Source organism: Streptomyces blattellae (assembly GCF_009709555.1).
Classification (GTDB): Bacteria; Actinomycetota; Actinomycetes; order Streptomycetales; family Streptomycetaceae; genus Streptomyces; species Streptomyces blattellae.
Map to the genome: position 1 here is coordinate 1 of NZ_WJBG01000186.1, position 26,402 is coordinate 26,402.

The window sequence follows — 26,402 nt, forward strand, 5'->3', positions numbered from 1 at the left end:
GGAGCAGGAACTCGCACCCTCGCAATCGACCGCGGCGGCGCTGTTCGACGACTTCACACCCGAAGAACGAGGCGAGTTGCTCAGGCTGCTGGAGAAGGTGGCCGACTCCCTGCGTGCACGCGGGATCGACATGCCCTCCTCCGACCGAGGTTGACCCCCGAATCCGCCCTGGAGGTGCGCGTGGGTAACCATGGCGGGACGTGCCCGAACGGTACGGGCCCGGCAGTAGCCGTCCGCGCCGGCGCACTGAGGGCAGGGCGACGGCCGCACGTCATGGGCCGCCTCGCGCACTCAGGCGGATGCGGCGGGGCAGATCATCTGGGAGGTGAGCGTTGACTTCACCGTCATGGGGGCGCAAGCGCCTGCAGGCCGTGGATGCGCTGCTGGCCGTTGGCGTGTACGCGACCTCGCTGCTGGTCCCGGTTCTGGACGGGAACAGCAGCACCGGGCCGCCGACCCTCCGGGGCGCGTTCTTCGGGGCCGTGGTCTGCGCCTCGTTGGTCTTCCGACGGCGCTGGCCGTTGGCGGTGCTCGCCGTGACCGCGTTGGGAGCGGCCGGCTACCTCGCGTCCGGTGGGGACAAGAGTCCGCTGATGCCGGCCACGATGATCGCGATGTACACGTGCGCGCGGCGCCGGCCGCGGCGCGAAGCGGTGCTGGAGGTCGCCGCCGTCGCGGTCCTCCTGGCCGGGACGAGTGTGGTGTCCGGCGATAGCGGGTGGCTGGGCCCGGAGAGCGTCGCGGTGATCGCGATGAGCGCATCGGCCGCGGCGTTCGGGCTCGCGGTCCGCAACCGGCATGCCTACGTCGCCGCGGTCGAGGAGCGAGCGCGGCGGGCCGAACGGACACGGGAGGAGGAGGCACGCCGCCGGGTCATCGACGAGCGGCTGCGGATCGCCCGGGAACTGCACGATGTCCTGGCCCACCACATCGCCATCATCAACGTGCAGGCGGCGGTGGTGGCTCATGTGATGGAGACAGAACCCGAACAGGCAAGGGAGTCCCTCGCGCACATCCGGCGGGCCGCCCGGTCGTCACTGGCGGAGGTCCGCACCACGCTCGGGCTGCTGCGCCGGCCGGGTGCCCCGGACGAGGCGGCCGTCGAGCCGTCCCCTGGTCTGGACGCGCTGCCCGACCTGATCGCGGGCTTCACAGCCGCCGGCCTGATCGTCGACCAGAAGGTCGCCGGTACGCCCATGGACCTTCCCGCGGCGGTGGGGCTCACCGCGTACCGGGTCGTCCAGGAGGCCCTGACGAATGCCAGCAAGTACGCGTCCCGCCCCTACGCCGAGCTGGAGCTCCGCTACTTGCCGGCCGCGCTGCGGATCCACGTCCGCAACCGGGCTGATCCCTCGTCGCGGTCCGGATCCTCCACGGTTCGCGATCTCGTGGAGTTGGGGGAGGGCGGCCATGGGCTGCTCGGCATGCGGGAACGCGCGCATGCCCTTGGCGGAACGTTCGCGGCGTGCATGACCGACGGCTGGTTCGATGTGCGGGTCCTGCTGCCGCACGAGAGGGCGGGGACATGAAGATCAAGATATTGCTGGCTGATGACCAGGAGCTGGTCAGGGCTGGTTTCAAGGTTCTGGTGAACGCAACACCCGACATGGAGGTGGTGGGTGAGGCGTCCGACGGGAGGGAGGCGGTCCGGCTCGCCCCGGAGGCCGACGTCGTCCTGATGGACATCCGGATGCCCGGCTCGGACGGTCTCACCGCGACCCGGCAGATCACCTCCGCGCTGCCGAATGTCCGAGTCCTGGTGCTGACCACGTTCGAGATCGACGAGTACGTGTTTGCCGCGCTGCGCAGCGGGGCAAGCGGGTTCCTCGGCAAGGGGGTCGAGCCGACGGAACTCCAGCATGCGATCCGCCTCGTCGCCCGGGGCGAGGAGCTGCTGTCTCCCGGCGCGACACGCGCGCTGATCACCCGTTTCCTGCGCGGGCCCGCGCAGGACGTGGATGCCGCCGCCGAGCGGCTGGCGATGCTCACCGAGCGGGAACGGGAGATCCTCATCCTGGTCGCGGCCGGGCTCGGCAACGACGAGATCGCCGAGCGACTGGGTATCAGCCCGCATACCGCCAAGACCCATGTGAACCGGACGCAGGCCAAGCTCGATGCACATGACCGGGCCCAACTTGTCATGCTCGCCTACGAGACGGGCCTCGTGCGGCCCGGTTCAGCGCGGCCGGTGTAGGGCGATACCGCGATCGCGGTAGGCCGGAAACCGTTCGTCAGGGGGACAGGTCGGGCGGGTGGAGCGCACGAGGCTGGAAGCACCGTGTCCACCTTGCTCGTGAGGAGTCCCCTTGTCCGCCCTTGCCCGCTGGTGCTATAGCCACCGGCTTCTCGTTGTGCTGCTGTGGGTGGCACTGCTAGCCGGTGTGGGCCTAGCCTCAACCGCCGCCGGCTCCAAGGCCAGCGACAGCTTCTCCCTTCCCGGCACCGAGTCGAGCAAGGCGCTCGAACTGCTGGAAGAGACGATGCCGGCCCAGTCCGGCGCCACCGCGACCGTCGTGTGGGAGTCGGAGGACGGCGACGTCCGGGACGCCGCCGTCGAAGACCGGATGACCACCACCCTCGACGAAATCGCCAAGATCCCGGAAGTGGCCGGGATCACCAGCCCGTACAGCGAGCAGGGCGCGCAGCAGATCAGTGAGGACGGGAGCGTCGCGTACGCCTCCGTGAACTTCACCAAGCAGACCTTCGACCTGGATACGGCCAACCTCAAGGAGTTCGTCGAGACCGCCGAGGAAGCCCGCGGCGACGGCCTGAAGGTGGAGCTCGGCGGCGACCCGGTCAGCCAGGCGGAGGAGTCCGAGGCGCCCACCGCCGAACTCGTCGGCATCGCCGCCGCCGCGATCGTGCTGTTCGTGGCGTTCGGCTCGCTGTTCGCGATGCTGCTGCCGATCGCCACCGCGGTCGCGGGAGTCGGCGTCGGCCTCATGACCGTCACGCTGCTCACCCATGTCACGAGCATCGGCGACATCGGCCCCGTCCTCGGCGCGCTCATCGGTCTGGGTGTCGGCATCGACTACGCGCTGTTCATCGTCACCCGGCACCGAACGAACCTGAAGTCCGGCATGGACATGGAGGCGTCGGTCGTCAAGGCCATCGACACCTCCGGCCGCGCGGTGATGTTCGCGGGCGGTACCGTCGTGGTCGCCCTGCTCGGCCTGTTCGTGCTCGGCGTGGACTTCCTCAACGGCATGGCGATCGCCTCGGGGGTCACTGTCGTCTTCACCGTCCTCTCCGCGATCACCCTGCTGCCCGCGCTGCTCGGCTTCATCGGAATGCGCGTGCTGAGCCGCCGCGAACGCCGCGCGCAGGCCGCCGTCCCCGAGAACAAGCCGGGCTTCTGGGCCCGCTGGGCCGTGATCGCCGAACGGCGCCGGGTGGTCCTCTCGGTGCTCTCCCTTGCGGTGATCACCGTGCTTTCCCTGCCGGTGCTGTCGCTGCGGCTGGGCTCCTCCGATGCCGGTAACCACGGCGAAGACACCACCACCCGCAAGGCGTACGACATGCTGGCCGAAGGCTTCGGCCCCGGCTTCAACGGTCCGCTCCAGCTTGTCGCGGAAACGCCCGGAGCCGAGGACCGGCAGGCTCTGGAAAGCCTGGCCACGCAGCTCTCCGACACCGAGGGCATCGCCGCCGTGACCACGCTGCCTGCGGAGGCCGACGCCACGGTCGGCATCATCCAGGTCATCCCGACGACGTCGCCGCAGTCCGAGGACACCGCGGAGCTCATCCAGCACCTCCGCGACGACGTGATCCCGCCGGCCGAGGAGGGCACCACGCTCGAGGTCTACGTGGGCGGCCAGACGGCGATCTTCGACGACTTCGCCGAAGTCCTGACGGGCAAGCTCCCGCTGTTCCTCACGGTCATCATCGCGCTCGGCTGCGTGCTGCTGCTCCTGGCGTTCCGCAGCCTCATGGTGCCTGTCGTCGCCGCCGTCATGAACCTCTTCGCCACTGCCGCCTCCTTCGGCGTGATCGTCGCGTTCTTCCAGTACGGCTGGGGCTCGGAGCGCTTCGGCTGGGGCGCGGCCGGACCGGTCGAGGCGTTCCTGCCGGTCATCATGCTGTCGGTCCTGTTCGGCCTGTCGATGGACTACCAGGTGTTCCTCGTCAGCCGCATGCACGAGGAATGGGTCCACACCGGCGACAACAAGCGGGCCGTCTCGGTGGGCATGGCCGAGACGGGACGCGTCATCACCGCAGCGGCCACCATCATGTTCTGCGTGTTCATCGCCTTCTCGTTCGGGGGTGAGCGGATCGTCGCCGAGTTCGGCATCGGCCTGGCCGCCGCCGTGGCGATCGACGCGTTCGTCCTGCGGACGGTCCTGGTCCCGGCCTCGATGTTCCTGCTCGGCAAGGCCAACTGGTGGATTCCCGACTGGCTCGACAAGCGCCTTCCGCACCTGTCCGTCGAAGGCCCGTCGGAAACGGTCGACGAGGAACGGCAGCCCGAACCGGTCGCCTGATCTCCGACCTCTGGAGTCGCGCGTGCCCCGGCCCGTCAACGGGCCGGGGCACGCGCGCTGTCATGTGAGGGCGGCTGTGATGTGTATCGCCGCGATCGCTTCCCGGGTCAACTCGTCGCGCTGTAGGCGATGTGCGGCCGCAGGGCGGGCAGTCCCGCGCTGAGCGCGCCGACGAGGCGCTGCATGGTGGGCAGGAACAACAGCCGCGCCGCGGCGAGTTCCGGGTTCTGCCCGTACGCTTCGGCCAGGGTGGGGGGCGGATTGGCCGCCGAGTAGACGGCGCCGGCCAGCCCCGCCGCTGCCGTCACGAGTTCGCGGCCCTCGCTCGCGGTCAGGCGCTGGTCGGCTGCGGCGATCGCGGCGCCGATCTCCTCGATGACGACGATCATCGTGTGTTTGCTGTCGCGGGCCGCCGGGACGGAGACGTTGTGTTCGAGGGTCGTCCCCGTGTGGCCGAGCAGGTCGCAGAACAGGGGCCGGGCCTGCAGGGTCTCGGTGAGCGTCGTGACGACGTCATCACCGGTCGAGAGCCGTTCGACGACGGCCTGGCGCCATTCGCGCCAGCACTCCGAGGCCAGCTCAAGGTACATCTCCTCCCGCGTACCGAAGTAGCGGCTCATGTTGGATTTGGCCAGCCCGACGGCGGCGGCGACCCCGCTGAGCGTGACGTTGTGGACTCCGGAGACGGTGGCCAGACGGCGCGCAGCCGAGAGGATGGCCTGGCGGCGCTGCTCCTTGTGCTCCGGCCGCCGGGCACGCTGAAACTCGGACATGCGTGCATCTTCCCACGATCCGTGTTAACAGAACAGCAGACCCTTTGTTAAGAGAAAATCGTTCTGTTAACTTCAGGACGGTTGAGGCACCAGGCTGACCTGCGCCGACCGTATGCGGTCGGGGTCCAGGGGACATCCTGCGGTAAATCTGCGCATGGACGTTCCTTGACCAACGACTAACATGCTTGGCGTGGACGATCTCATCGCACAGCTCCAGTTCGTTGGTATGACCGGGTATGAGGCCAAGGCGTACATCGCGCTCATCTCCGCGGGCGAGGCGCTGAACGGCTACGAGGTGGCCAAACGCTCCGGCGTTCCGCGAAGCACGGTGTACGAGGTCCTTGGCAAGCTCAAGGCCCGCAACGCGGCGTACGAGGTCAAGGGGGACGGCGACGCGACCGCCTACGTGCCCATGCCCCCGACCATGCTGCTGAGCAGGATCCGCCGGGAGACCGAGGCCTCGCTCGACAGCCTCGAACATTCGCTGCGTCACGTGACCACTCAGCAGACCACGCATCTGACGCATCCGCTGAGCGGCCGCAAGCAGCTGATCGAGCGTTGCGAGGACCTGATCGGCGCGGCGCAGCAGAGCCTGCTCCTGTTCGCGTGGCCGACCGAGTACGAGGAGCTCGCGCCGTTGCTGCGCCGGGCGGCCGACAAGGGCATCCGGGTCGAAATGGTGTACTCCAGCATGACCCAACCCGAGGAACCGGTCGGCTATTCCGTGCTGCACCGCACGGCGAACGACGAGGAATCGCTCGCCAGTCTGGGCTGCCGCTTGCTGATCGTCGGAATGGACAACGAGCAGGTCGTGATCGGCGGCCTGGTGGAAGACGAGGCCTGGGGGGTGTTCGCCGACGATCCGGCGATCGTGCTCGTGGCGACCGAACTTCTCCGGTACGAACTCAGCATGCAACTGGTTCTGGCCAAGCTCGGTGTCGAGGAGAAGGCGCGGGACGTGTTCACCACCGATCCCGAAGTGCAGCGCTTCCGGACGCCGGGGCGTGCCGCGGCCCTGCTGCAGCGCCTGAACCAGACTGCCTTCGCTGTCGAACCGTCGCGGGAGCCGCTGCGTCCGGCGGGGTCCCGCCGTGGCGGCGACGCGAACGGACAGCAGCCGACGGCTCGCCGCAAGGGGCCGCGCGCCGGCTCCTGAAACGGGCCTGCCAGGCCATGGCCTCTTGCGCTCGGCGATTAGTCGTTTGTAGGCTAACTACGCATCAGCGTGTGAGGCTGGCCTCTGCATGGTCCCCGATGGCCATGAAGCCTGAAGAGTGACGATCGTGCGCGCCCCTCGCGCACCGTCGGCCGGGCAAGTCCGTCGCTGCACTCCCACGCTCGGTGCGTACACCACTGCCCAGAAGGAGCAAACCGGTGACCACCTCCGACGGTTTCGGCCAACTGCCCGCTGATCTCAGACCACGGTTTTCCGCATTCCTCGACCGCGCCGAAGTGACCGAGCTCGTCCTCCGGTTTCACGCGCATCTCGATCGCTGGGACTGGGACGCGCTGCCTTCGATGGTCACGTCCGATTGCAGTCTGGCGACCCATATCGACGGCGTTCCGGCCTTCGTCAACTGGGATCAGGGCCAGAACACCGGACTCACCAAGAAGACCAACTGGCGTGAGGAATCCGGCATCAAGGGCCAGCACCAGTGGACCAACGTCGTGGTGATCCTCGACGGGGACACCGCGAACGTGATGATGTCGGGCACCCAGACCAATTCGTGGCCGGACGGGGGCGTCGAGATTTCCGGGGCGATGGGGGAGGGGACCTGCCGCCGGACGCCGGACGGCTGGCGCATCGCCGGTTTCATCGGAAACTACCGTTCCAATTTCGCGCGCCTCAGGTCGTACTTCACCACCGAAGTCGCGCCCCGCGGCGACGCGACTGCCTGAGGGCTCCGCCGGCTGTGTCGATATGCGGCTGCCGCCGAGGGGCCCGCTATATGCCGTCGGTCATGTGCGGCACCATCGTGGCCGGCCGTGCCCGCGCGGAGGCAGCCGCATGTCGATACGGCGCCCCTTCAGGGTGCTGCCGAACCGCAGTCGACTCCACCTGACCAGCTGAGCCGCGTGCGTTTCCCGGCCTGGTCAGGCAAGTGACAGATATCTCGCCGACGAGGCAGCCGCGATCCCGCGCCTCGGCGGCACCCCGCTGAGCAGATGGCGCTGCGCGCGCCGAGCATGCTCGCCACCGCCCGTGAGGGAGTTCCGCAGTGGTCGCGTTCACACTCGAAGATCGTTATCTGCACGAAGACGGCGAGGTCTATCTCACCGGCATCCAGGCCCTCGTCCGGATGCTGTTCGACCGGGCCCGGCATGATCGCCGTAACGGAAAGGAGACCTCCGCGTTCGTCTCCGGCTACGAGGGATCCCCGCTGGGCGGGTTCGACCTGGAGCTGGCGCGGCGAAGCCGCCTCCTCGGTGACTACCGGGTCGTGCATCAGCCCGGCCTGAACGAGGAACTCGGCCTGACCTCCGTGATGGGCAGCCAGCTGACGGCACGGCTTGCCGCGCGGACCGAGGGCGTGACCGGGCTCTGGTACGGCAAGGCCCCGGGCCTGGACCGGGCTACCGATGCCCTGCGCCACGCCAACCTGGTCGGCACGGATCCGCGAGGAGGCGCGGTGGCCCTGGTGGGCGACGACCCCAATGCCAAGTCCTCGACGGTTCCGTGCGCGTCGGAACGCGCCCTGGCCGATCTCGCGGTCCCCGTGCTCTACCCCGCCGACGTCCAGGACATCGTGGACTTCGGCCTGCACGCGGTGGAGCTTTCCAGGGCGAGCGGTCTGTGGTCCTCGATGAAGCTGGTCACCAACGTCGCCGACACGGCGGCCACGGCCCTGGTCAGCAGCGAGTGGGCACCGCCGGAGCTGTCCGATGCCGCCTACCGTCATCAGCCCAGTGCCCGGCTGCTCGGCAAGGAGCTGGCCGCCCTGGAGGAGAGCCTGTTCCGGACGCGGCTGCCGCTCGCGACGGAGTACATCCGGGCCGGCGGGCTCAACAGGATCGCCGGCAGCGGCAGCGGCGCCCGGGTGGGGATCGTGGCGGCGGGCAAGACCTACCTGGACGTCCGGCAGGCCCTGCGCATCCTCGGACTCGGCGAGGAGGACCTGAGCCGTTTCGGGATCCGGCTGCTGAAGCTCGGCGCCGTCTATCCGCTGGAACCCCAGATCGTCCGGGAGTTCGCAAACGGTCTGGACGAGATCGTGGTGGTCGAGGAGAAGCGGGCGTTCATCGAGTCCGCGGTGAAGGAAGTCCTCTACGGCCGCCATGACGCCCCCGAGGTGCGGGGGAAGGAGTTCTTCGACGAGTCCGGCGAGCTGGACCCGGACAAGGTCGCCCGGGGGCTGCGGAGCCGGCTGACCCGCTACGCCGAACTCGCCCCGGCGCCCACACCGCGAGGCCGTATCGATCTCCCGCTGCTGAGCCGCACCCCCTACTTCTGCTCGGGCTGCCCGCACAATTCGTCGACCAAGGTCCCCGAGGGGACCGTCGTCGGCGCCGGTATCGGCTGCCACACCATGGCGCTGTTCATGGAACCCGAAGTCGTCGGCGACGTGATCGGGCTGACCCAGATGGGCGGCGAGGGCACCCAGTGGATCGGGATGGCGCCCTTCGTCGACGCTGAGCACTTCGTGCAGAACATCGGTGACGGCACGTTCACCCACTCCGGCAGCCTGGCCGTTCGCGCGGCCGTCGCCGCCGGGGTGAACATCACCTACAAGCTTCTCTACAACTCCGCGGTCGCCATGACCGGGGGACAGGACGCGATCGGCGGTCTGCCGGTGCACAAGGTCGCCGAGCTGCTGCTGCTCGAAGGCGCGGCGAAGGTCGTGATCACCAGCGACGCGCCCCGCCGCATCAAGGCCGTCAAGGGTGTCGAGGTCCGCCACCGGGACGAGTTGCTGCGTACCCAGGAGGAGCTGGCGAAGGTCCAGGGCGTCACCGTGCTCATTCACGAGCAGGAGTGCGCGACGGAGAAGCGCCGCAAGTGGCGCCGCGGCAAGGCGTCCGCGCCCGCCTCCAAGGTCTTCATCAACGAACGCGTCTGCGAAGGCTGCGGCGACTGCGGAGCCAAGTCCAACTGCCTGTCCGTACAGCCGGTCGAGAGCGAGTTCGGCCGCAAGACCGCGATCCACCAGTCGTCGTGCAACGTCGACTACTCCTGCCTCGCCGGGGACTGCCCGTCGTTCATGACGGTGACGCCCACCGGCAAGCGCGTGCACCGGGTCTTCGCCGAGCTGGCGGCGGACGCCTTCACGGACCCCATGGTCACGAGCGACTTCACCGTCCGGATCACCGGCGTCGGCGGCACCGGCGTGGTCACCACCGCGCAGATCCTGGCCACCGCCGCGTTCCTGGACGGCCGGCAGGTACGGACCATCGACCAGACCGGGCTGGCCCAGAAGGGCGGCGCCGTCGTCTCCGACATCAAGGTCACCTCGACCTCTGTCGACCAGGCGGCGAAACTCGCGGCGGGCGAATGCGACCTCTACCTCGTCTGCGACTCACTCGTCGGCGCCGACGCGGAGAACCTGCGCGTCGCCCATTCGGCCCGGACGACGGCCGTGGTGTCCACCACCGAGGTCCCCACCGGAAGCATGATCGTCGACCCGGGCGTCTCGTTCCCGAGCGCGTCGTCCATCCGGTCGGCCATCGACGCGGTGACGAAGCACCAGTACTACCTCGACGCCCGCGGCCTGGCCGAGGCGCTCTTCGACGACGACCAGTTCGCCAACATCCTCCAGCTGGGCGCCGCGTATCAGGCCGGTGCCCTCGGCATCACGGCCGAGAGCATCGAGCGGGCCATCGAGATCAACGGCACGGCCGTGGCCGCCAACCTCCAGGCCTTCCGGCGCGGCCGCCAGGTCGTCGCCGACCCGGCCGGCCTAGAGGAGGAACTGTCCGCCACGCCGCCGGTCGCCGAACGCACCAGCCCTCCGGAGATCCGGTCCCTGGTGGCCGCCGAACCCGGCAGCGAACTCGCCCGGCTGCTCGACATACGGATCCCCGACCTGGTCGAGTTCCAGAACGAGGCCTACGCCGCGACGTACGCCCGCTTCGTCGAACAGGTACGGCGCGAGGCGCCCGACGCTGCCGAGGCCGTCGCCCGGAACCTGTACAAACTCATGGCGTACAAGGACGAGTACGAGGTCGCGCGGCTCAGCCTGGACCCGCGGCTGCAGGCCGAGATCGACGCGCAGTTCGGCGTCGGCTCCCGGGCGACCTACCACCTGCACCCGCCGATCCTGCGTGCGGTCGGCATCAACAGCAAGATCAAGCTCGGCCCGTGGTTCCGCCCGGCCTTCCGGTCCCTGCGCGCTCTGCGCAAGGTCCGGGGCAAGTGGCTGGACCCCTTCGGCCACCACCCCGTCCGCCGCACGGAACGCGCGCTCATCGGCGAGTACCGCGAGGCGATCAGCCGTGCGCTGCGGGTGGCGCCCGGTCACCCGCTCGTCCGCGAACTCGCCGAGCTGCCGGACATGGTCCGTGGCTACGAGGAGATCAAGCTCGCCAACGTGGCCCGGTACCGCAGCAGGCAGGCCGAGATCCTGGCCGCCCTGGAGTCCGGTGCGGGGGAGCGCTCCTCCTCCGGTCTGGCCGACACGTTCAGCACCGGGCAGTGACCAGGGTCTGACACGTCGAAGAGCGCTGCGGACGCACCGATTCAGGTGCGTCCCGCAGCGCTCTGAGAGTGGTTCACGCCGGCGGCGTCGAGACGTCCGGCGGCGCGAGGGGACGTCAGTAGCCGAGATCCTCGTCCACGAGAATCAGCTTGATCCGGTCAGGCAGCGGCTCGTGCTCGACCACCAGGAGCTTTCCGGCGAAGGCCGGCTGTCCCATGTCTCTTCGCATGCGCTGATCCTCCAGCGGAAAGACATGCGTGCGGACGCGCTCGATGGCCTCGGTCAACGTCGGGGTGATCTTGTTGCGCCCCACCACCCAGATGACCTGCCCCGCACCGTAGGCGTAGCCGCCGACCCTTGTGCCACCCGCGTCCAGACAGACGGCCTCCCCGGTCGCGGCCAGCGCGTTCACACTGCCCACCATGTAGTCGGCGGTAGTCGCCCAACGACGCAGCTCCACCCGCTTCTCGGGCTCCTTCGTGGCGTAGATCTCGGCTCGCCGCCAGCGCCAGCGCCGCGAGGACTCAAGTTCGGCCATGAGCCCGATCTCGTGGAGAGTCACCGAGCTGCCGTTGGTGACGTCCGAACCGGCCGGGATCAGCTCGTGGATCCGCTGTAGTGCTTCTTCGCGATCGGCGACCACCTCAGGGTTGAAGCCTCGCCGGGCGCAGCCGGCGGCCACAGACTCCAGGTCGTGGTCGCCGGCTGCGCCGCGATGGTCTTCATGTGCGGGGGCGGATTCTGGCATCGGCATGGGACGCACACCCTCTCGTTTTCCGAAACACGTTGCGAGCTGTAGCCACGCGCTGCGACTCATAGTAGTGTACTGACTAACGACGTAAGGAGATGACCGTTGATGAGTTCTCCTATCGAGGTACGGCTGCTCACCTCGGGTGCGAACTGGCTGAGGGTCGGGAGTATGCTCGGGCTCGGCCTCACCGGCTACAACAGTCCGTTGCCTGAAGGCTCGTCCGTCTCGATCCACACCATCGACACCGGCAAGTCGTGTATGCGCGGAATGCAGCTGGTGGACGACGGCACTTATGACTTCGGCATGACGTCTCCGCCCTGGATGGCCAAGGCCGCGGCCGACGGCGTCACCGCCTTCGGGCTGACCGACCGGCCGCTCGACCTGCGTGCCGTGTGCGTGTTCCCCCACTTCGATCAGCTCGCCCTCGCGGTCCGCGCGGATCTCGGGATCACCTCGCTCCGGCAGATCTTCGAAGAGAAGATCCCGCTGCGCATCTCGACCGGGCCGACACACCTGGGTCACCCGCTGGGCTGGGTGATGGACCTGCTGTACGCCGAGTACGGGGTGAGTGTCGAGGCCATCGAGGGATGGGGCGGCACCGTCTCCTCCGGCGAGCGGCAGCTGAACTTCCTTGAGGTCACCGACGGGGGGCTGACCGGGCGGGCGGCCCTGCTCGCGGAAGGAAAGCTCGACGCGGTCTTCGACGAGGGCATCATGTCCAAGTCCTGGCTTGAGCTGGCCGAAGCCGTGCCGATGACGTTCCTTCCGATCGAGGACGAGGTGCTGTCGTCCCTGGAGGCGAAGTACGGCGCGCGCCGGAGCGTGCTCCCCGCGGGACGGCTGCCGGGTGTCAAGACCGACGTTCCGACGGTCGACTTCGCGGGCTGGATGCTGTATTGCCGCGCCGACATCGACGAGGAACTCGTCTTCCTGACGTTGCAGGGTCTGGAGCAGCAGCTGCCCCAGATGGAGACGCTCTTCGAGTCGCAGGGCGCCCACAAGGGCCTGAGCGAGACGGTCGACCTGGCGAAGACCTGGCAGAACGCGGAACTCCCGTTGCACCCCGGTGCCGAGCGGTTCTACCGCTCCAAGGGCTACATGTGATCGCCATAGAACCGTAGTGAAAGAAAGCGAGAGGCAATGAGTATCACGGAAGCCACACCCGAGACCAAGGCCGACGAGCGCACCGCCTTCGTCGATGAAGTGCACGCCTTCCACGCGAGTCCGGTCTTCATCACCCAGCCGGGGTTCATGCCGGCGGAGCCGTCGTCGGCGATGGAGCCCTATCTGTGGCGGTGGGCCGACATCCGCCCGGCCATGCAGAAGGCGGCGGAGCTGCTGCCCGTGGGTGCGGACGGGGCGGACCGGCGGGTGCTCAACCTGATCAACCCGGGCATGGCGCCGAAGATCGGGACCACGCACACGCTGACCGCGTCGATCCAGATGGTGCTGCCGGGTGAGATCGCGGACGCGCACCGGCACACGATCAACGCGCTCCGGCTGATCCTGGAGGGCCGTGGCGCGTCGACCACCGTCGACGGCGAGATGTGCGAGCTGGAACCCGGCGACGTGGTGCTCACGTCCGGCTGGCGCTGGCACGACCACCGCAACGACGGAGACGAGCCCGTGATCTGGCTGGACGGGCTGGATCTGCCGCTCACCAGGTCGCTGGAAGCCATCTTCTACGAGGAGCTTGAGGGGGGCGACCAGCCGATCATCAGCTCCGGCGACTCGGTCAGGCACTACGGGGTGGGCCAGCTCCTGCCGACGTGGACGAAGTGGGAGGGGATGGACTCCCCTCTGTACAACTACAAGTGGGCCGACACCCGTCGGGCGCTGGACGCGCTGCGTGAAGCGGACGGCGACCCCTTCGACGGCGTCTCCCTTGAGTTCCGCAACCCCACGACCGGCGGCTCCATCGGACCGACCATGTCGTGCGGAGTCAACCTGCTGCGTCCCGGGCTGCGAGCCGAAGAGCACCGGCACACCTCCTCGACCGTCTACCACGTGATCGAGGGCCAGGGTGTGACCGTCATCAACGGCGAGGAGTTCGCGTGGACCAAGGGCGACACCTTCACGGTCCCCAACTGGGCCTGGCACCGGCACGCCAACACCTCGTCGACCACGGACGCCGTGCTGTTCAACTTCAGCGACAAGCCCCTCATGGATAAGACCGGCTTTTACCGGGAGCAGTCCCGGTAAGAGCGGGCAGGAACGGGAGGGACATCCCATGAGGGTGGTGAGTCCCTCCCGAATCCGGGAGGGCCCGGCGCTGGTCGTGTAACTCCTGCTCGGCGGGCCTCGGGGTCCGCACCGCATCGGGCAGGTGTACGACTCCAACACCGGGCTCTCCCGTGCCCCGTGGGCTTGCCGTCCGATGAGACTGAGCCGCAGGCCCGAGGCCGCGACCCTACCCCGCCAGACGCCCGAGGGCCATCGCCGAGGCCTGCCGCGGCCACCGTTCCGTGGCAGATCCCGGCCGGCCGAACCGATGCCTGACATGAACTGGAGCCGAGGTCCGCGGTGGTGACATCGTCCGACGCGGCCGTGCGGGCCGTAGCGCCACGCTCGGTCGTACAACTGGTCACAGACGAGATACGGCGGTCCATCCTGTCCGGGGCGCTCGCACCGGGCCAGGAGTTGTCGCCGCGTGAGCTGGCCGGCATGCCGGAAGTCAGCTTCACCGCCGTGCGTACGGCGCTGCGCAGCCTGGAGGACGAAGGCATCGTCGTCACCAGGCCCGGACGCAGCGCCGTCGTGGCCCCCCTCGACCTGGCTGAGCTTGAGGCTGTCTACCGCCTGCGCCGCACTCTGGAGCCCGAGCTCGCGGGCCGTGCGTGCCGGATCATCTCGAACGAGGAACTCGACCGCCTGGAACAGCGGGCCGCCGGGTTCGGTGGTGAGCAGACCGGGACCGACGGGGCCTTCGAGGCCCGCCAGGCCCTTCACCTCGACCTGCTGGCGCCGGCGGCCACGGGCTGGGACATCCGGATCCTGACCACGCTGTGGCGGGCAGGGGAGCGCTACGTACGCATGGGGCTGAGCCGGCTGGAGCACGCTCACGACGTACACGCGCGCCTTGGCGGGGCCGATGGCGATCTGATCGGCGTCTTCCGGCGACGCGACTCGGCCGCGGTCGCGCGGGCAGTGCGCGACTGTCTCGAACGCGAAAGGAAGCTTGCCCGCCTGTCCCTCAGCCTCGAATAGAACAGACGCCTCTACCGCAACCCGGCTCGTGACGTACGTCGAGACCGGGTTCTTCCCTGCCCGACAGCATGTGCTCGCCGGTCGCCGCTCACACCTCCCGCACCAGCCTGACCTCAGCGACTCCAGCTCCTCCATCCCCAGGAGTAAGCCATGTCCCTTTCAGACCGCGCCACCGTCCCCCTGCCACGGACGCGCTGGACGATCCTGATCCCGATCGTCTTCGTGACCTACGGACTGCACTACCTCGACCGCACCAACACCGCCCAGCTGTTCCCGCATCTCGACGACGACATCCCCATGTCCGACACGGCGACGGGACTCGCCCAGGGGGCGGCCTTCATCGGCTACATGCTCCTGCAGCTGCCGGCCATCCGGGCGGCCCGCCGGTGGGGGCCGCGCTGGGTCGTGTTCTGGTGCATGATCCTCTGGGGACTCGCCGCGGCGGGCACCGGCCTGGTGCAGAACGTGCCCCAGCTGGTCATCATGCGCTTCCTGCTCGGACTCGCCGAGGGGCCGCTGATACCTCTCGTCATCCTCCTGCTCGGCAGGTACTTCGTGTCCGCCGAACGGGCAAGGTCGGCGGCCTCGTTCCTCCTGGTACTGCCGATCTCCCAGGTGCTGGGCGCCCCGCTCACCGGACTGCTCGTGGACCACCTGAGCTGGCGCACGGTCTTCCTGATCGAGGGCGTACCCCCACTGGTGTGGGCGTTCGTCTGGCTCTACGTCGCGGCGGACACCCCGAGGCAGGCCCGCTGGCTGAAGGGTTCGGAGGGCGCGGCCGTCACCGAGCGCGTCGCCGCGGAGGAGGCGGCCAAGGCCGGCGAGGACCGCATGGCCTTCGGCCTGCTGATCCGGCAACGTCTCGTCTGGGTGCTCGCGGCCCTGTACTTCGCCGGTACCGGCGGATCGGTGGGACTGATCCTGTGGCTGCCCACCATCTTCGAGGACCTCTCGCCGAGCGCGACCTCGCTCGAAGTCGGGGTGATGGTGGCCCTGCCCTCGCTGTTCGGGGCGGTCGCGGTGGTGCTGGCCGCCCGATGGAGCGACGCTCACGACAACAGAAGGACGCCGATGCTCATGGGGTTCGGCGTGGCGACGGCGGCCCTGCTCATCGGGACACTGCTGCCCGGCACTCTCTGGCTTCATGTGACGGTGCTCATCGTGGCGGGCGGCGCGGTCATCAGCACCGGAGGCGTCCTGGCGTCGATCCCGGGTGCGGTGCTTCCCCAGACGGCGGCGGCCGGGGCGCTGGCGGTGGGGAACAGTTTCGGCGCGATCGGCCAGTTCATGGGGGTGGTCCTGATCGGGGCGCTGCGGGACGCCACCGACGGCTCGCGGACGGTGAGCTATATCGTGATCGCCTGCATGTGGGGGGTGGGGCTCGTCGCGTCGGCCCTGCTCGTCGAACCGGCCCGCACCGCCGCGGCCGAGGCCAAGGCCCCGGTCCGGAAGGAAGTCTCGCCTGAGCACAGTTGACGCGCGGTGGCCCTCGCGAAGACACCGCCGGCACGGTGATGTCGCCGGCGGTGCAAGGAAGTCCTCGACAGGGCCTAGATGCTGGGAGGTACCGGCATCTCTCCCTGGCCCCGGGTCGTGTGACGGGGCAGGAACAACGCGGGAATGATGATCACCGCCGTGAGCGCGAAGGCGATCCAGAACGCGAAACCGAACGAATCGGCCAGGAGCGGCCCGACCACCGGCATCTGCTCCGGCGGCACCGAGCTGATCTGGTCCGTCCCGCCGCCTGCCGCCTGAATGCCCTGCGAGCTGAGCTGGTCCGAGAAGCGCTGCGTCAGCGCGGTCACCAGCACGGCGCTGCCGAACGACGCCCCGACCTGCTGGATGGCGGTCAGGGTCGGCGCCGCCCGCGTCACCGCGTCCTTGCTGAGCTTCGTGTAGGCGGCGGCAATCGTCGGCATCATCACCGCCCCGAGCCCCACGCCGCGCACGAACAGGGTCAGGCTCAGCCAGACGTACGACGTGTCGACCCCCACCTGCGTGAACGGGAAGGTGCCGAGCAAGGCGAGCACGATACCGACGGGCACGACATAGCCCGCGCCGATCCGGTCGGTGAGCCTGCCCCCGATCACCATCGCCACGATCGCGCCGAGGCCCTGCGGGGCGAGCAGGAGACCGGCGTTCAGGGCCCCCTCACCGCGGACGGTCTGGTAGTAGAGCGGGAGCAGCAGCATGCCGCCGAACATCCCGATCGCGACGAGGAACATCGCCACGGTCCCACTGGCGAACAGCCGATCGGTGAGCAGGCGGACGTCGATGATCGACTCGGCTCCCCTGCTCAGGCTGTGCCAGGTGTAGAGAGCCAGGCCGATGGCACCCCCGATGAGCCATCCGAGCACGCTCCAGTCACCGAACCCGCCGTGCGAACTGGCCTGCGACAGCCCGTAGAGCAGGCACACGAGGCCGCCGGAGAGCAGGACGAGACCGCGTACGTCGAGGCGGCCGGGCTCGCTCAGAGCACCGCCGTCGGGCAGCTTCCACACCGCGAGCACGATGGCGAGGATGCCGACCGGGACGTTGACGATGAAGATCCACTGCCAGTTGGTGTACTCGACGAGCAGACCGCCGACCACGGGGCCGAACACCGGCCCCAGCAGCATGGGAACGCCGAGGATGCTCATCGCGCGCCCGAGGCGTTCGGGCCCAGCCGCCCTTGTGATGATCGCCTGGCCGACGGGCAGCAGCATGCCGCCGCCGAGTCCCTGGAGCACGCGGAACGCGATGAGGGCCTCGACCGACCAGGCGGTCGCGCACAGGGCGGAGCCCGCCGCGAAGAGGGTCACCGACGTGATCCACACCGCTTTCGGGCCGAACCGGTCCATGGCCCAGCCGCTGAGCGGGATGACGAGGCCCACCGCGAGCAGGTAGCCGGTGACCACCCACTGGGTTGTGGACAGTGGTGCGTCGAGTTCGGTGCTCAGCGTGTCCAGGGCCACGTTCACGATCGTGGTGTCGAGCACCACCATGATCATCCCGGATACGATGACGAGCCCGGTGATGATGACACTGCGGTCGAGCTTGTCCGACCGTTGAGCGATGGAAGTTCCCATACCGGCTCCCACGAGCTAGAAGTACAAGGATGGGGGTGCCATGGGCCGCTGGTGCAGGCCGCCCACGGCAGCGCTCTGGTGCCAGAGGCCGTCGCGGACCTCGTAGTGCAGGGCGAGTCGAGAAGGTTTGGTGCGCGTCCGGCCCTGGGTCGATCCCAGATGTCTTGAGGTTTCTCAGGCCGGCGGACGTCGGAGCGATCAGTCGAAGAGCGCGGTGGCGCGGCCGAAGACGCGCATGTAGTGGTCGACCAGGCTTGTCTCCGGGTCGGCGACGAAATTCTCGAGCGCCAGGTCGAACAGCGCCAAGGTCACCGTGGCAGCCACTCGACCCCGGAGCGGATCGGCGTCCGGGCCCTCTCGGGTCAGGATCGCTTCGGCGAAGAAGGTGGCGACCTTGCCGAATCTGTCGCGCATCGCTTTGTGGAGTCGGGGGTCCGAGGCGATCAGCCGCCGGACGCGCTCCACGTCGTCCGCAGCGGTGTCCTTGCTGTCCAGCAGTGCACCGACGACGGCCTTGATGTCCTCCCCGAGCCGGCCGGTCGGCCCGCCGGCCAGGAACTCGGAGAACAGCGCGGGGTCCGGGTCCGGCGCCGCGCCGAGGATCGCGTCCAGCTTCCCAGGCACGTAGTTGAACAGCGTCCGTCGCGACACCCCGGCACACTCGGCGACATCGTCCATCGTGAATCCGTCGATGCCGCGTTCCTCGGCGAGCGCCTGGGCGCAGCGAGCGATTCGCTCCGCGACCCACTTCCGCTTCAACGCGGTTACACTTTCGCCCATAAGTGCAACGGTTGCATGGGCGCTTCCATGGTGCAACCTCTGCATAGCCGTAAGGGTGCCCCGGGATCGCGACCCCACACCGGGCGGGTGACGGCCGGTGCTGAACGGGCCGGCGATTCTTCCGGATCCCGGCAAGACGAAGGTCCGGGCCGCCACTGGCGGCCCGGACCTCTTCCGCGGCTGTTTCGACGCGGGCTCCGGCTCAGCCCTTCGGGCCGACGACACCCAGCTGCATCGAGCCGATCTTCTCGATGTGCGCGTCCAGCCGGTCACCCGGGTTGATGGCGCCGACGCCGGGAGGGGAACCGGTGGTGAGGAGGTCGCCGGGGTGGAGGGTCATGACGCTGGAGGCGTAGGCGATCATCTGGGCGACCGGGACCTTCATCGTCCTGGTGTTCACGGACTGCCGGCTCTCGCCGTTGACGTCCAGGGTGATGTCGAGGTCCTGGGGATCGCCGACCTCGTCCGCGGTGACGAGCCAGGGGCCGACGGGGGTGAACGTGTCGTACGACTTCCGGCGCGTGCGGTCGCCGTCGCCGCGGACGGTCACGTCGATGAGGATGGTGTATCCGAGGACGTGGTCGAGGGCCTCTGCGGCGTCGACGTTCCGCGCGGTCTTGCCGATCACCAGCGCGAGTTCGCTCTCGTGGTGGATCGCGTTCGGCAGATCGGGCAGTTCGATGTCGCTGCCGGGTCCGATGATGCTGCTCGGCGCCTTGAGGAAGACGTCGAAGGCGAGGAACCAGGACGCGGATGCGCGCTGCGCGTCGGTGAGGATCGGCTCCATTTCCGCGAGGTGCTCTTGGTAGTTCGCCGCGGCGCAGACGATTTTCGACGGATTCAGCACGGCAGCGTCAAGGTTGGCCTGCTCGATCGGGATGCGAGGGCCGGTCGCCGCAGCCCGCTCAAGTGGTTCCCGGAGTTCGTGGAAATCGGCACACAGACGCAACCAGTGGTTCTGGGCGTAACCCGAGTCGAAGCCCGGCACCGCAGATGTCACGTCCACAATTTCGGAATCCTTGACGACGCCGATCCGGCCGCCGTCGAAGAGCGCAAGCTTCACAGGGTCTCCCGTCGTAGGTATCACTGTGGTCAGTACACATAGAAGTGAATCGACTAACGACTATAGGGTCGAATGGGGTCCAGGTCGAGAGCTGCACGTCACGTGACCGTGTTGATCCGGTGGATGTCGGGCGAGATCCGGACGCCCGAGCGGAGCCGTGAGGTCCGGTATGACGCGCCTCTGAGGGAGGGTGGGGATCACCGCGAGCGGGCGAGCGGCCCGCTCGTCGCCTCGGCGATGGCGGTCCAGGTCGGACGGCGCGCATCGGCAGGGTGACGGTTTCCGTTGAGTGCCCTGGTCATAGTGGGCGGATTATTGTCCGCTTCCTGCGGCCGGACGGTGGCTCGTTCCTGGCTCCACCAGCCCCGCCTCGACGTGCCCGACACCCTGGCCTGAGGCCTTCATCCTGTTTTCTGACAGCGCCGCGCTTCCCGTCGCCGTGCTGGGAGGGTAGTCTCGGATCGTGCGGACAGTTGTCCGGTTAGGGGTGCCGAAGAGGTGCGCCTCGGCAGTGTCCGCCGCGCTTGACCCGGCCCCCCGGTCTTGCGTCGAGCGGTAGTCGTTCGTATCCTAACTACGCACTGCTTCTTACTTGTCCACACGGAGGCGACGTGTCTGACGGTCGTTCGCTGTCCGGGCTGAAGGTGGTTGAGCTCGGGCACTTGATAGCAGGTCCCGTCTGCGGTCGGATGTTCGCCGACCACGGCGCGGACGTGATCAAGGTCGAGCCCCCGAGCGGCGACCCGATGCGGCACTGGGGCCGGCTGCACAACGGTGTGGGGCTGCACTGGTCCTATGTCGCCAGAGGCAAGAGCTCCGTCGTCATCAACCTGTCCACGTCAGAGGGGCAGGAGCAGCTCAAGCGACTTCTTGCGGACGCGGATGTCGTCATCGAGAACTTCCGTCCGGGCACGCTGGAGAAGTGGGGTCTGGGCTGGGACGTGCTCCATGAGCTGAACCCCGCTCTGATCCTGGTCCGTATCTCGGGGTTCGGACAGACGGGCCCGTATGCGCACCGGCCGGGCTTCGGTCTGATCGGCGAGGCGATGAGCGGCTTCCGGTACATGACCGCCGAGCCAGGCCGGCCGCCCGTGCGGGTGGGGATCTCGATCGCCGACACGATGGCCGGCATCTATGGCTTCGTCGGGGCGCAGCTTGCCTTGCGGGTTCGGGAGCGGACGGGCGCGGGTCAGATGGTCGATGTCGCGCTCTACGAGGCCATGTGGAGCCTGATGGAGTCGATCGCGGCGGAGTACGAACTGATGGGCGTGGTCAGGGAACCGCAGGGTGCCATCCTGCCGGGTATCGCGCCGTCGAACGTCTACCAGGCGTCCGACGGTGTGTGGCTGGCGATCGGCGCCAATCAGGACGCGGTCTTCGAGCGGTTCGCCCGGGCGATCGGCCGCGAGGAGTGGCTTGAGCCCGATTCCTACGCCACGCATGACGAGCGGGCGCTTCGGCAGAGCGAACTCGATGAGGAAGTCGCCGTATGGGCGAGGTCCCTCGACTCGGAAAAGGCGCTTTCGCTGCTGGACGAAGCCAGGGTTCCGGCGAGCCGGATCTACAACGCGGCCGATATCCACAGCGACGAACATTATCGCGCCCGCGACATGATTCTGCACGTCGCCGACCCGTCCCTCGACGGCGAGAAGGTGCCCATGCCGGGCATCGTTCCCAAACTCTCCACAACGCCGGGAGCAGTGGAACGCGGCGCACCGAAACTCGGTGAGCACAACCATCTGCTCGACTGAGCACGTCCCCTTCGGCAAAGCCACGGGATTGGCAGAGACCCTGGTCGTTCACCACGCGACCAGAAAACCGAAGAACACATCAGTGAATCAATGAAACGCAACGGAGCGTGAGCCGTGACCACAGAGATCACCAAGGTATTCCTCGACCACGGAATCCGGTTCGACATCCCGAAGAACTCGGTCGGCCTCACGGGACTGGACCACGTCGGAATGGCGGTCCGTGACCCGCTGAAGTCCGCGAAGTTCATCGAGCAGGTCCTCGGCGGGGTCGAGGTCTACCGGGCGGGCTGGGACGCCGAGGACATCAAGCTGGGGCGCCCGCAGCACATCTTCTTCCACGTCGGAACGACGCTGATCGAGATCGCCAAGCCGAAGGACGACAAGTCCTACCCGGACCTGGAGACGCTGGAACCCCAGCCGCACTGGGCGTTCGGCACGACCGCCGAGGGCCTGCTCCAGTTCGCCGACCACCTCACGGCCCAGGGCGTCCCGTTCGACGGCCCGCGCAGCCACCGCGGCATGTCGGCGGTCTCCGTCTACTTCCGTGACCCCGACGGCAACAACCTTGAGGCCACGACGTGGGAGGAGGTCCCCGAAGACAAGGTCACCCCCATGGGCGGTCCCTTCGGGTTCCCGAACTGGCCGGAGCTCCTCCACAACTGGACCCCGCGCGACTAGGAGCCGTCAATGACTGAGCCGGTTGTCTCGATTCGCGAGGTCGCGCCACGCGACGGACTGCAGCTCGAGAAGCCACTCGACCGCACCGACAAGGCGCGGGTGCTGGAGTCTCTCGTCGCCACCGGGGCCAAGCGCATCGAGGCCACCGCGTTCGTCTCGCCCCGGGCCGTCCCGAGCATGGCCGACGCGGAGTACGTCGCCGAACTCGTGACGCAGTGGCCCGAGATCGAATGGTCGGCGCTGGTGGCCTCCGTCGGTGGTGCGGAGCGGGCGATCCGGGCCGGGTTCCGCACGATCGAGTACGTCGTCTCGGTGGCGGACGGGCACAGCCAGGCCAACGTGCGCCGCTCCACGTCCGAGTCACTGGACCTGGTCGGGCGGATCGCGGAACTCGTCCATGAGGTCTCCGGCCGCTGCGAGGTCATCCTCGCGACGGCGTGGGACTGCCCGTTCGACGGCAGAACCAGCACCGACCGCACCGTACAGCTGGCCGCCGGGGCGGTGGCCGCCGGCGCCGACATCATCGGGCTGGGGGACACGGTCGGGACAGTGGTCCCGGGACGGGTCACGACCACGATCGACGCCGTACGCGGTGCGGTGCCGGGCACGCCTTTGGCCGTCCACATGCACAACACCCGAGGGACCGGCCTGGCCAGTACCTGGGCGGCCATCGAGGCGGGCGTCACGATGGTCGACGCGTCGGCGGGCGGTTTCGGTGGTTGCCCCTTCGCACCGGGGGCGACCGGAAACATCGCGACCGAAGAACTCGTCTACCTCCTCGAAGACAGCGGAATCTCGACGGGACTCGATCTCGACGCGGTCATGCGGGCGGCACGCCAGCTCGAAACCGTGCTCGGTCACCCCGGTGAGAGCCAACTGCTGCGGGCAGGGGGCAGGCTGCGGACGCGGCCACCGATGACTGTGAGCTGACGGAGTCCCCCCTCGCTCGGCTCGACAACGGTGGTCGTCATGGCCGGAGCCGGCCTGCCAGCGCTCCCCCCAGCGCGCCGGGCCGGCTCCGGACACCTCCCCTCACGCTCTCGGTGAGTACCTCTTACCGCTGTGGGCATCCAGGCCCGCACCATCCCTCGAAGGATCGAGAACCTTCTCGACGCTCGGCCCCGTAGGAGAAGCCATGACGGAGCTCAGACACTTTGATCACGTAGTTGTGGGTGGCGGCGCGGCCGGCAGTGTGGTGGCGGCGCGTCTCAGCGAGCGCGACGGATCCCGCGTCCTTCTCCTTGAGGCCGGTCCCCTCGACACGACTCCCGCGAACGCCTCGATTCCGCCCCTGGGCGTCTTCCAACTGCAGCACGGCGAGTTCGACTGGTGCGACGAGACCGTCGCCCAGCCGGAACTCCAGGGCCGCAAGGTGCAGATCCCGCAAGGGCGCGTCGTGGGCGGCGGCGGAGCGATCAACTTCATGTCCTGGTGCCGCGGTGCCCGCGAGGACTACGACGGCTGGGCGGAACGAGGGATGAAGGGCTGGGGATGGGAGGACCTCCTGCCCAGCTTTCGCCGCAGCGAGGACAACGAACTCGGCGAGTCCGAGCTGCACGCTCAGGGCGGTCCCATCGCGGTGACCACGGCGCGCGATGTCAACCCCATGTTGCTGTCCTTCGTCACGGCCTGCCTGGAGTCCGGGCTCGACATCAACCGCGATTTCAACAGTGGCGACATCGCCGGCGCAGGCTTCCTCTACAGCAACATCCGAAACGGCGAACGCAGCAGCACCCGCGGCTACATCATCCCCGCCATGGACCGCGCCAATCTCACGGTCCAGGTCGGTGCGGTGGTCCAGCGCGTCCTGCTGGAGGGGCAGCGCGTCGTCGGGGTTGAGTACCTGGACCGCTCCGGCCGGCGCACGACGGTGGCGACCGAATCGGTGGTGCTGTCGGCGGGGGCGTTGCGTTCCCCGCAGATCCTGATGCTGTCCGGGATCGGGCCGGCGCAGCACCTGGCCGACCTCGGCATCGAGGTCGCGGCGGACATCCAGGGAGTCGGTGCCAACCTCCACGATCACCCGACGGTGCCGGTCATCTGGCCGGTCGTGCGGGGCCGTACGTGGAACGACGCCCAGACCGAGGAGAACGTGGCCGCATACGCCGAGCGGAGACGCGGACAGCTGGCGGTGCTGGCCGAGGTCGCGGCCTACCTCCGGTGCGGTCGGGCATCTGGTGCGCCCGACATCCAGGTGCTGCCGGCGCCGATCGACTTCTCCGGCGGCACGGAGCGCTCGCTCACCTGCATGGTGAGCCTGCTGACCCCGGCCAGTCGCGGGCAGATACGCCTGCGGTCCGACGACCCGACGGCAGCGCCTGTCATCGATCCCCGGTATCTGACCGAGCCGTCCGACCGACAGACCCTGGTCGAGGGGATCCGCCAGCTCGTGGACATCGCGACCGCGCCCGCGTTCCGTGTCTACGTCGGGGAGCACCCGCGAGACCTCACAGCCCCAGCCGACGTCGACGCGGTGCTTGAGTACGTACGCCGCACGACGATGTCCATCAGCCACCCGGTCGGCACGTGCCGGGCAGGCACCGACAGCCTCTCGGTCGTCGACCCCGAACTGCGGGTGCACGGCATCGATGGACTGCGGGTGATCGACGCGTCCGTCATGCCCGACATCACGCGCGCCCCGACTCACGCGGCGGCGGTCGCGATCGGCGAACGCGGCAGCGAATTCATGACTCAACAGGCGTGACGGAATGGCCGACGGGCCGTTCTCCGCCACTCAATACCACAACTCACCGAATCAGGGCGTTGGCAGTGAGCCCACGGGGCTCCCGTACTGCCTTCCAGCGCTCACCCCCACAGAGAGAAGGTCCGTAATGCAGAACGAGAACGCCTCTACGAGCAGTGCCGCTGCAGGCGTACGCCCCGGCCCCGACTCCTCCCTGACCGCGGACGACATCATGCGCGCGGCCGAGGATCTGGTGCCCCTGCTCCGCGAACGAGCCGCCGAGACCGACGAGTCGCGACGCATCTCGGACGACATCCACCGGCGGATGCAGGACGCCGGCCTCCTCCATATCCTCAGGCCCAAGAAATACGAGGGCCTGGAGCTCACCGATCATGAGCACGCGATGGTGACCCTGACGCTCGCCCGCGGCTGTGGCTCCACCGCCTGGGTCTTCTCCATCCTGAGCGCCAGCAGCGTCGTCGGCTTCGCCTTCCCGGAGGAGGCGCAGGACGAGATGTGGGGAGAGGACCCGTACGCGACGATCGCCGGAAACATCAACCTGAACCCGAAGGCCAAGGCGGAGCGGGTGCCGGGCGGCTACCGGCTGACCGGCCAGTGGGGGTTCTGCAGCGGTTCGGACTTCTCCCAGTGGCTGATGTGCAATGCGCCCGCGGGGGAGAACGGCGAAGGGCACATGTTCCTCGTCGACCAGAAGGAAGGCGTGACGATCGACGACTGGTTCCCGACAGGTCTGCGGGGGACCGGCAGCCGGTCGATGGCCTTCGAAGACGTGTTCGTCCCCGATCGCCGGGTCCTGCCGATGCGCGACATCGGCCGGATGACTGAGGAGCGGCGCTCCCTGCACCCCACGTTCGACTCGCTGTGGTCGTCCTGGCCCGCGGCGGGCCGGTTCCCGTTCTCGGCCGTCGCTGTCGGCGCCGCGCTGGGCGCCGCCGACCACTTCGCCGAGACGGCCGCGTCGGCCACCCGCGTCGCCAGCGCCGTGGGCGGCGTCACCAAGCTCGCCGACCAGGAGTACGTCGCGACCGAGTTCGCGGAGGCCGCCGGCGAGCTGGAGATGGCGCGCATGCTGGTCGACCAGCGCAGCCTGGAGGCTTCCCGGCGGAACACCGCACACCAGACCACGACCCCCGCCGAGCTGATACGTGACACGCGCGACAACGCGCTCGTCACCCGCATCGCGCTGCGCAACGTCCAGCGGATCGCTGCCCTCGTCGGTGCCAAGGGAGGCAACCCCAAGCACCCGGTCTCCATCGCCAAGCGCGACGTGGAGATGGCCTCGAACCATGTCAACCTCAGCTGGCGCCGCGCGGCCGTCGACTACATGGCCACCGTGGGGCAGGGCTGAACGGCCCCGCCGCGCACGTTTCTTACGATCAGAAATCAAAGGTAGGGACATGAATGCGTATTCCCCCCACAGCGACGACCTGAGCGCACACGGCGTGGCCGTGGCCGAGCCGATTCCCGTACTGCCCGCGGATGCCTTCAAGATGGCGTTCCGCCTCTACCCGGG

At 68.5% G+C, this 26,402-nt stretch carries 20 protein-coding genes; 15 read left to right on the forward strand and 5 right to left on the reverse strand.

The features are described from left to right. The first annotated feature begins 332 nt into the window (after positions 1–332). The 3 genes from GFH49_RS24410 to GFH49_RS24420 all read left to right on the forward strand — a co-directional run bounded on the left by GFH49_RS24410 (position 333) and on the right by GFH49_RS24420 (position 4,481). The gene (locus GFH49_RS24410) at positions 333–1,529 is read left to right on the forward strand and encodes a sensor histidine kinase (protein WP_155058222.1); all 1,197 of its coding nucleotides are present in this window, start codon (positions 333–335) and stop codon (positions 1,527–1,529) included. Continuing rightward, positions 1,526–2,194, forward strand: coding sequence for a response regulator transcription factor (locus tag GFH49_RS24415; RefSeq protein ID WP_155058223.1), 669 nt, complete (start codon positions 1,526–1,528; stop codon positions 2,192–2,194). Before GFH49_RS24410 ends, GFH49_RS24415 begins: the two co-directional genes overlap by 4 nt. Positions 2,195–2,306: 112 nt before the next feature. After that, the gene (locus GFH49_RS24420) at positions 2,307–4,481 is read left to right on the forward strand and encodes an MMPL family transporter (RefSeq protein ID WP_155058224.1); all 2,175 of its coding nucleotides are present in this window, start codon (positions 2,307–2,309) and stop codon (positions 4,479–4,481) included. A 107-nt stretch (positions 4,482–4,588) separates the two neighbouring features. On the opposite strand, the gene GFH49_RS24425 is transcribed toward GFH49_RS24420, so the two are convergent. Beyond that, positions 4,589–5,254 carry a TetR/AcrR family transcriptional regulator gene (locus tag GFH49_RS24425; RefSeq protein WP_155058225.1) on the reverse strand — a complete coding sequence of 222 codons (666 nt, stop codon included), beginning with the start codon at positions 5,252–5,254 and terminating at the stop codon, positions 4,589–4,591. 181 nt (positions 5,255–5,435) lie between these two features. On the opposite strand from GFH49_RS24425, the gene GFH49_RS24430 reads away from it, so the two are divergent. The 3 genes from GFH49_RS24430 (at position 5,436) to GFH49_RS24440 (ending at position 10,887) form a co-directional block, all read left to right on the forward strand. Next, a complete protein-coding gene (locus tag GFH49_RS24430) occupies positions 5,436–6,410 on the forward strand; it encodes a TrmB family transcriptional regulator (protein WP_155058226.1) in 975 nt (324 codons plus the stop codon). A gap of 218 nt (positions 6,411–6,628) precedes the next feature. After that, positions 6,629–7,153, forward strand: coding sequence for a nuclear transport factor 2 family protein (locus GFH49_RS24435; protein ID WP_196218110.1), 525 nt, complete (start codon positions 6,629–6,631; stop codon positions 7,151–7,153). A gap of 320 nt (positions 7,154–7,473) precedes the next feature. Beyond that, positions 7,474–10,887: an indolepyruvate ferredoxin oxidoreductase family protein gene (locus GFH49_RS24440; protein ID WP_155058228.1), complete on the forward strand. Its 3,414-nt coding sequence runs from the start codon at positions 7,474–7,476 to the stop codon at positions 10,885–10,887. A 115-nt stretch (positions 10,888–11,002) separates the two neighbouring features. Here the strand turns inward: GFH49_RS24440 and GFH49_RS24445 are convergent, their stop codons facing one another. Continuing rightward, positions 11,003–11,641 carry an LUD domain-containing protein gene (locus GFH49_RS24445; protein WP_196218111.1) on the reverse strand — a complete coding sequence of 213 codons (639 nt, stop codon included), beginning with the start codon at positions 11,639–11,641 and terminating at the stop codon, positions 11,003–11,005. Positions 11,642–11,743: 102 nt separating this feature from the next. Here GFH49_RS24445 and GFH49_RS24450 point away from each other — a divergent pair, with 102 nt between their 5' ends. The 4 genes from GFH49_RS24450 (at position 11,744) to GFH49_RS24465 (ending at position 16,321) form a co-directional block, all read left to right on the forward strand. Next, positions 11,744–12,742: a TAXI family TRAP transporter solute-binding subunit gene (locus GFH49_RS24450; protein ID WP_155058230.1), complete on the forward strand. Its 999-nt coding sequence runs from the start codon at positions 11,744–11,746 to the stop codon at positions 12,740–12,742. Positions 12,743–12,778: 36 nt separating this feature from the next. Next, on the forward strand, positions 12,779–13,840 hold the full coding sequence (locus GFH49_RS24455) for a cupin domain-containing protein (RefSeq protein WP_155058231.1): 1,062 nt from the start codon (positions 12,779–12,781) through the stop codon (positions 13,838–13,840). Between the two features lie 324 nt (positions 13,841–14,164). After that, a complete protein-coding gene (locus tag GFH49_RS24460) occupies positions 14,165–14,845 on the forward strand; it encodes a GntR family transcriptional regulator (protein ID WP_196218112.1) in 681 nt (226 codons plus the stop codon). Positions 14,846–14,995: 150 nt separating this feature from the next. Then, positions 14,996–16,321, forward strand: a complete 1,326-nt coding sequence (locus GFH49_RS24465) for an MFS transporter (RefSeq protein WP_155058232.1) — start codon at positions 14,996–14,998, stop codon at positions 16,319–16,321. A 74-nt stretch (positions 16,322–16,395) separates the two neighbouring features. Here the strand turns inward: GFH49_RS24465 and GFH49_RS24470 are convergent, their stop codons facing one another. The 3 genes from GFH49_RS24470 to GFH49_RS24480 form a co-directional block, all read right to left on the reverse strand. Beyond that, positions 16,396–17,913: a DHA2 family efflux MFS transporter permease subunit gene (locus GFH49_RS24470; protein WP_155058233.1), complete on the reverse strand. Its 1,518-nt coding sequence runs from the start codon at positions 17,911–17,913 to the stop codon at positions 16,396–16,398. 198 nt (positions 17,914–18,111) lie between these two features. Further along, the gene (locus GFH49_RS24475) at positions 18,112–18,693 is read right to left on the reverse strand and encodes a TetR/AcrR family transcriptional regulator (protein ID WP_196218113.1); all 582 of its coding nucleotides are present in this window, start codon (positions 18,691–18,693) and stop codon (positions 18,112–18,114) included. A 202-nt stretch (positions 18,694–18,895) separates the two neighbouring features. After that, on the reverse strand, positions 18,896–19,756 hold the full coding sequence (locus GFH49_RS24480) for a fumarylacetoacetate hydrolase family protein (RefSeq protein ID WP_155058235.1): 861 nt from the start codon (positions 19,754–19,756) through the stop codon (positions 18,896–18,898). A gap of 611 nt (positions 19,757–20,367) precedes the next feature. Here GFH49_RS24480 and GFH49_RS24485 point away from each other — a divergent pair. From GFH49_RS24485 to GFH49_RS24505, 5 genes are all read left to right on the forward strand, one after another. Beyond that, entirely contained in the window at positions 20,368–21,507 is a 1,140-nt protein-coding gene (locus tag GFH49_RS24485) for a CaiB/BaiF CoA transferase family protein (RefSeq protein WP_230396465.1), read from the forward strand. Positions 21,508–21,621: 114 nt separating this feature from the next. Beyond that, positions 21,622–22,185, forward strand: a complete 564-nt coding sequence (locus GFH49_RS24490; protein WP_155058236.1) for a VOC family protein — start codon at positions 21,622–21,624, stop codon at positions 22,183–22,185. A gap of 9 nt (positions 22,186–22,194) precedes the next feature. Continuing rightward, positions 22,195–23,115, forward strand: a complete 921-nt coding sequence (locus GFH49_RS24495) for a hydroxymethylglutaryl-CoA lyase (protein WP_155058237.1) — start codon at positions 22,195–22,197, stop codon at positions 23,113–23,115. Positions 23,116–23,320: 205 nt separating this feature from the next. Then, positions 23,321–24,889: a GMC family oxidoreductase gene (locus GFH49_RS24500; protein WP_155058238.1), complete on the forward strand. Its 1,569-nt coding sequence runs from the start codon at positions 23,321–23,323 to the stop codon at positions 24,887–24,889. Between the two features lie 127 nt (positions 24,890–25,016). Then, on the forward strand, positions 25,017–26,237 hold the full coding sequence (locus tag GFH49_RS24505; protein ID WP_196218114.1) for an acyl-CoA dehydrogenase family protein: 1,221 nt from the start codon (positions 25,017–25,019) through the stop codon (positions 26,235–26,237). The last annotated feature ends 165 nt before the right edge of the window (positions 26,238–26,402 follow it).

Excerpts from the sequence above, each read along its gene's own strand:
- GFH49_RS24415 (WP_155058223.1), top strand. The coding sequence starts at position 1,526 with ATGAAGATCAAGATATTGCTGGCTGATGACCAGGAGCTGGTCAGGGCT.
- GFH49_RS24425 (WP_155058225.1), bottom strand. The coding sequence starts at position 5,254 with ATGTCCGAGTTTCAGCGTGCCCGGCGGCCGGAGCACAAGGAGCAGCGC.
- GFH49_RS24430 (WP_155058226.1), top strand. The coding sequence starts at position 5,436 with ATGCTTGGCGTGGACGATCTCATCGCACAGCTCCAGTTCGTTGGTATG.
- GFH49_RS24445 (WP_196218111.1), bottom strand. The coding sequence starts at position 11,641 with ATGCCGATGCCAGAATCCGCCCCCGCACATGAAGACCATCGCGGCGCA.
- GFH49_RS24450 (WP_155058230.1), top strand. The coding sequence starts at position 11,744 with ATGAGTTCTCCTATCGAGGTACGGCTGCTCACCTCGGGTGCGAACTGG.
- GFH49_RS24455 (WP_155058231.1), top strand. The coding sequence starts at position 12,779 with ATGAGTATCACGGAAGCCACACCCGAGACCAAGGCCGACGAGCGCACC.
- GFH49_RS24465 (WP_155058232.1), top strand. The coding sequence starts at position 14,996 with ATGTCCCTTTCAGACCGCGCCACCGTCCCCCTGCCACGGACGCGCTGG.
- GFH49_RS24470 (WP_155058233.1), bottom strand. The coding sequence starts at position 17,913 with ATGGGAACTTCCATCGCTCAACGGTCGGACAAGCTCGACCGCAGTGTC.
- GFH49_RS24475 (WP_196218113.1), bottom strand. The coding sequence starts at position 18,693 with ATGGGCGAAAGTGTAACCGCGTTGAAGCGGAAGTGGGTCGCGGAGCGA.
- GFH49_RS24495 (WP_155058237.1), top strand. The coding sequence starts at position 22,195 with ATGACTGAGCCGGTTGTCTCGATTCGCGAGGTCGCGCCACGCGACGGA.
- GFH49_RS24500 (WP_155058238.1), top strand. The coding sequence starts at position 23,321 with ATGACGGAGCTCAGACACTTTGATCACGTAGTTGTGGGTGGCGGCGCG.
- GFH49_RS24505 (WP_196218114.1), top strand. The coding sequence starts at position 25,017 with ATGCAGAACGAGAACGCCTCTACGAGCAGTGCCGCTGCAGGCGTACGC.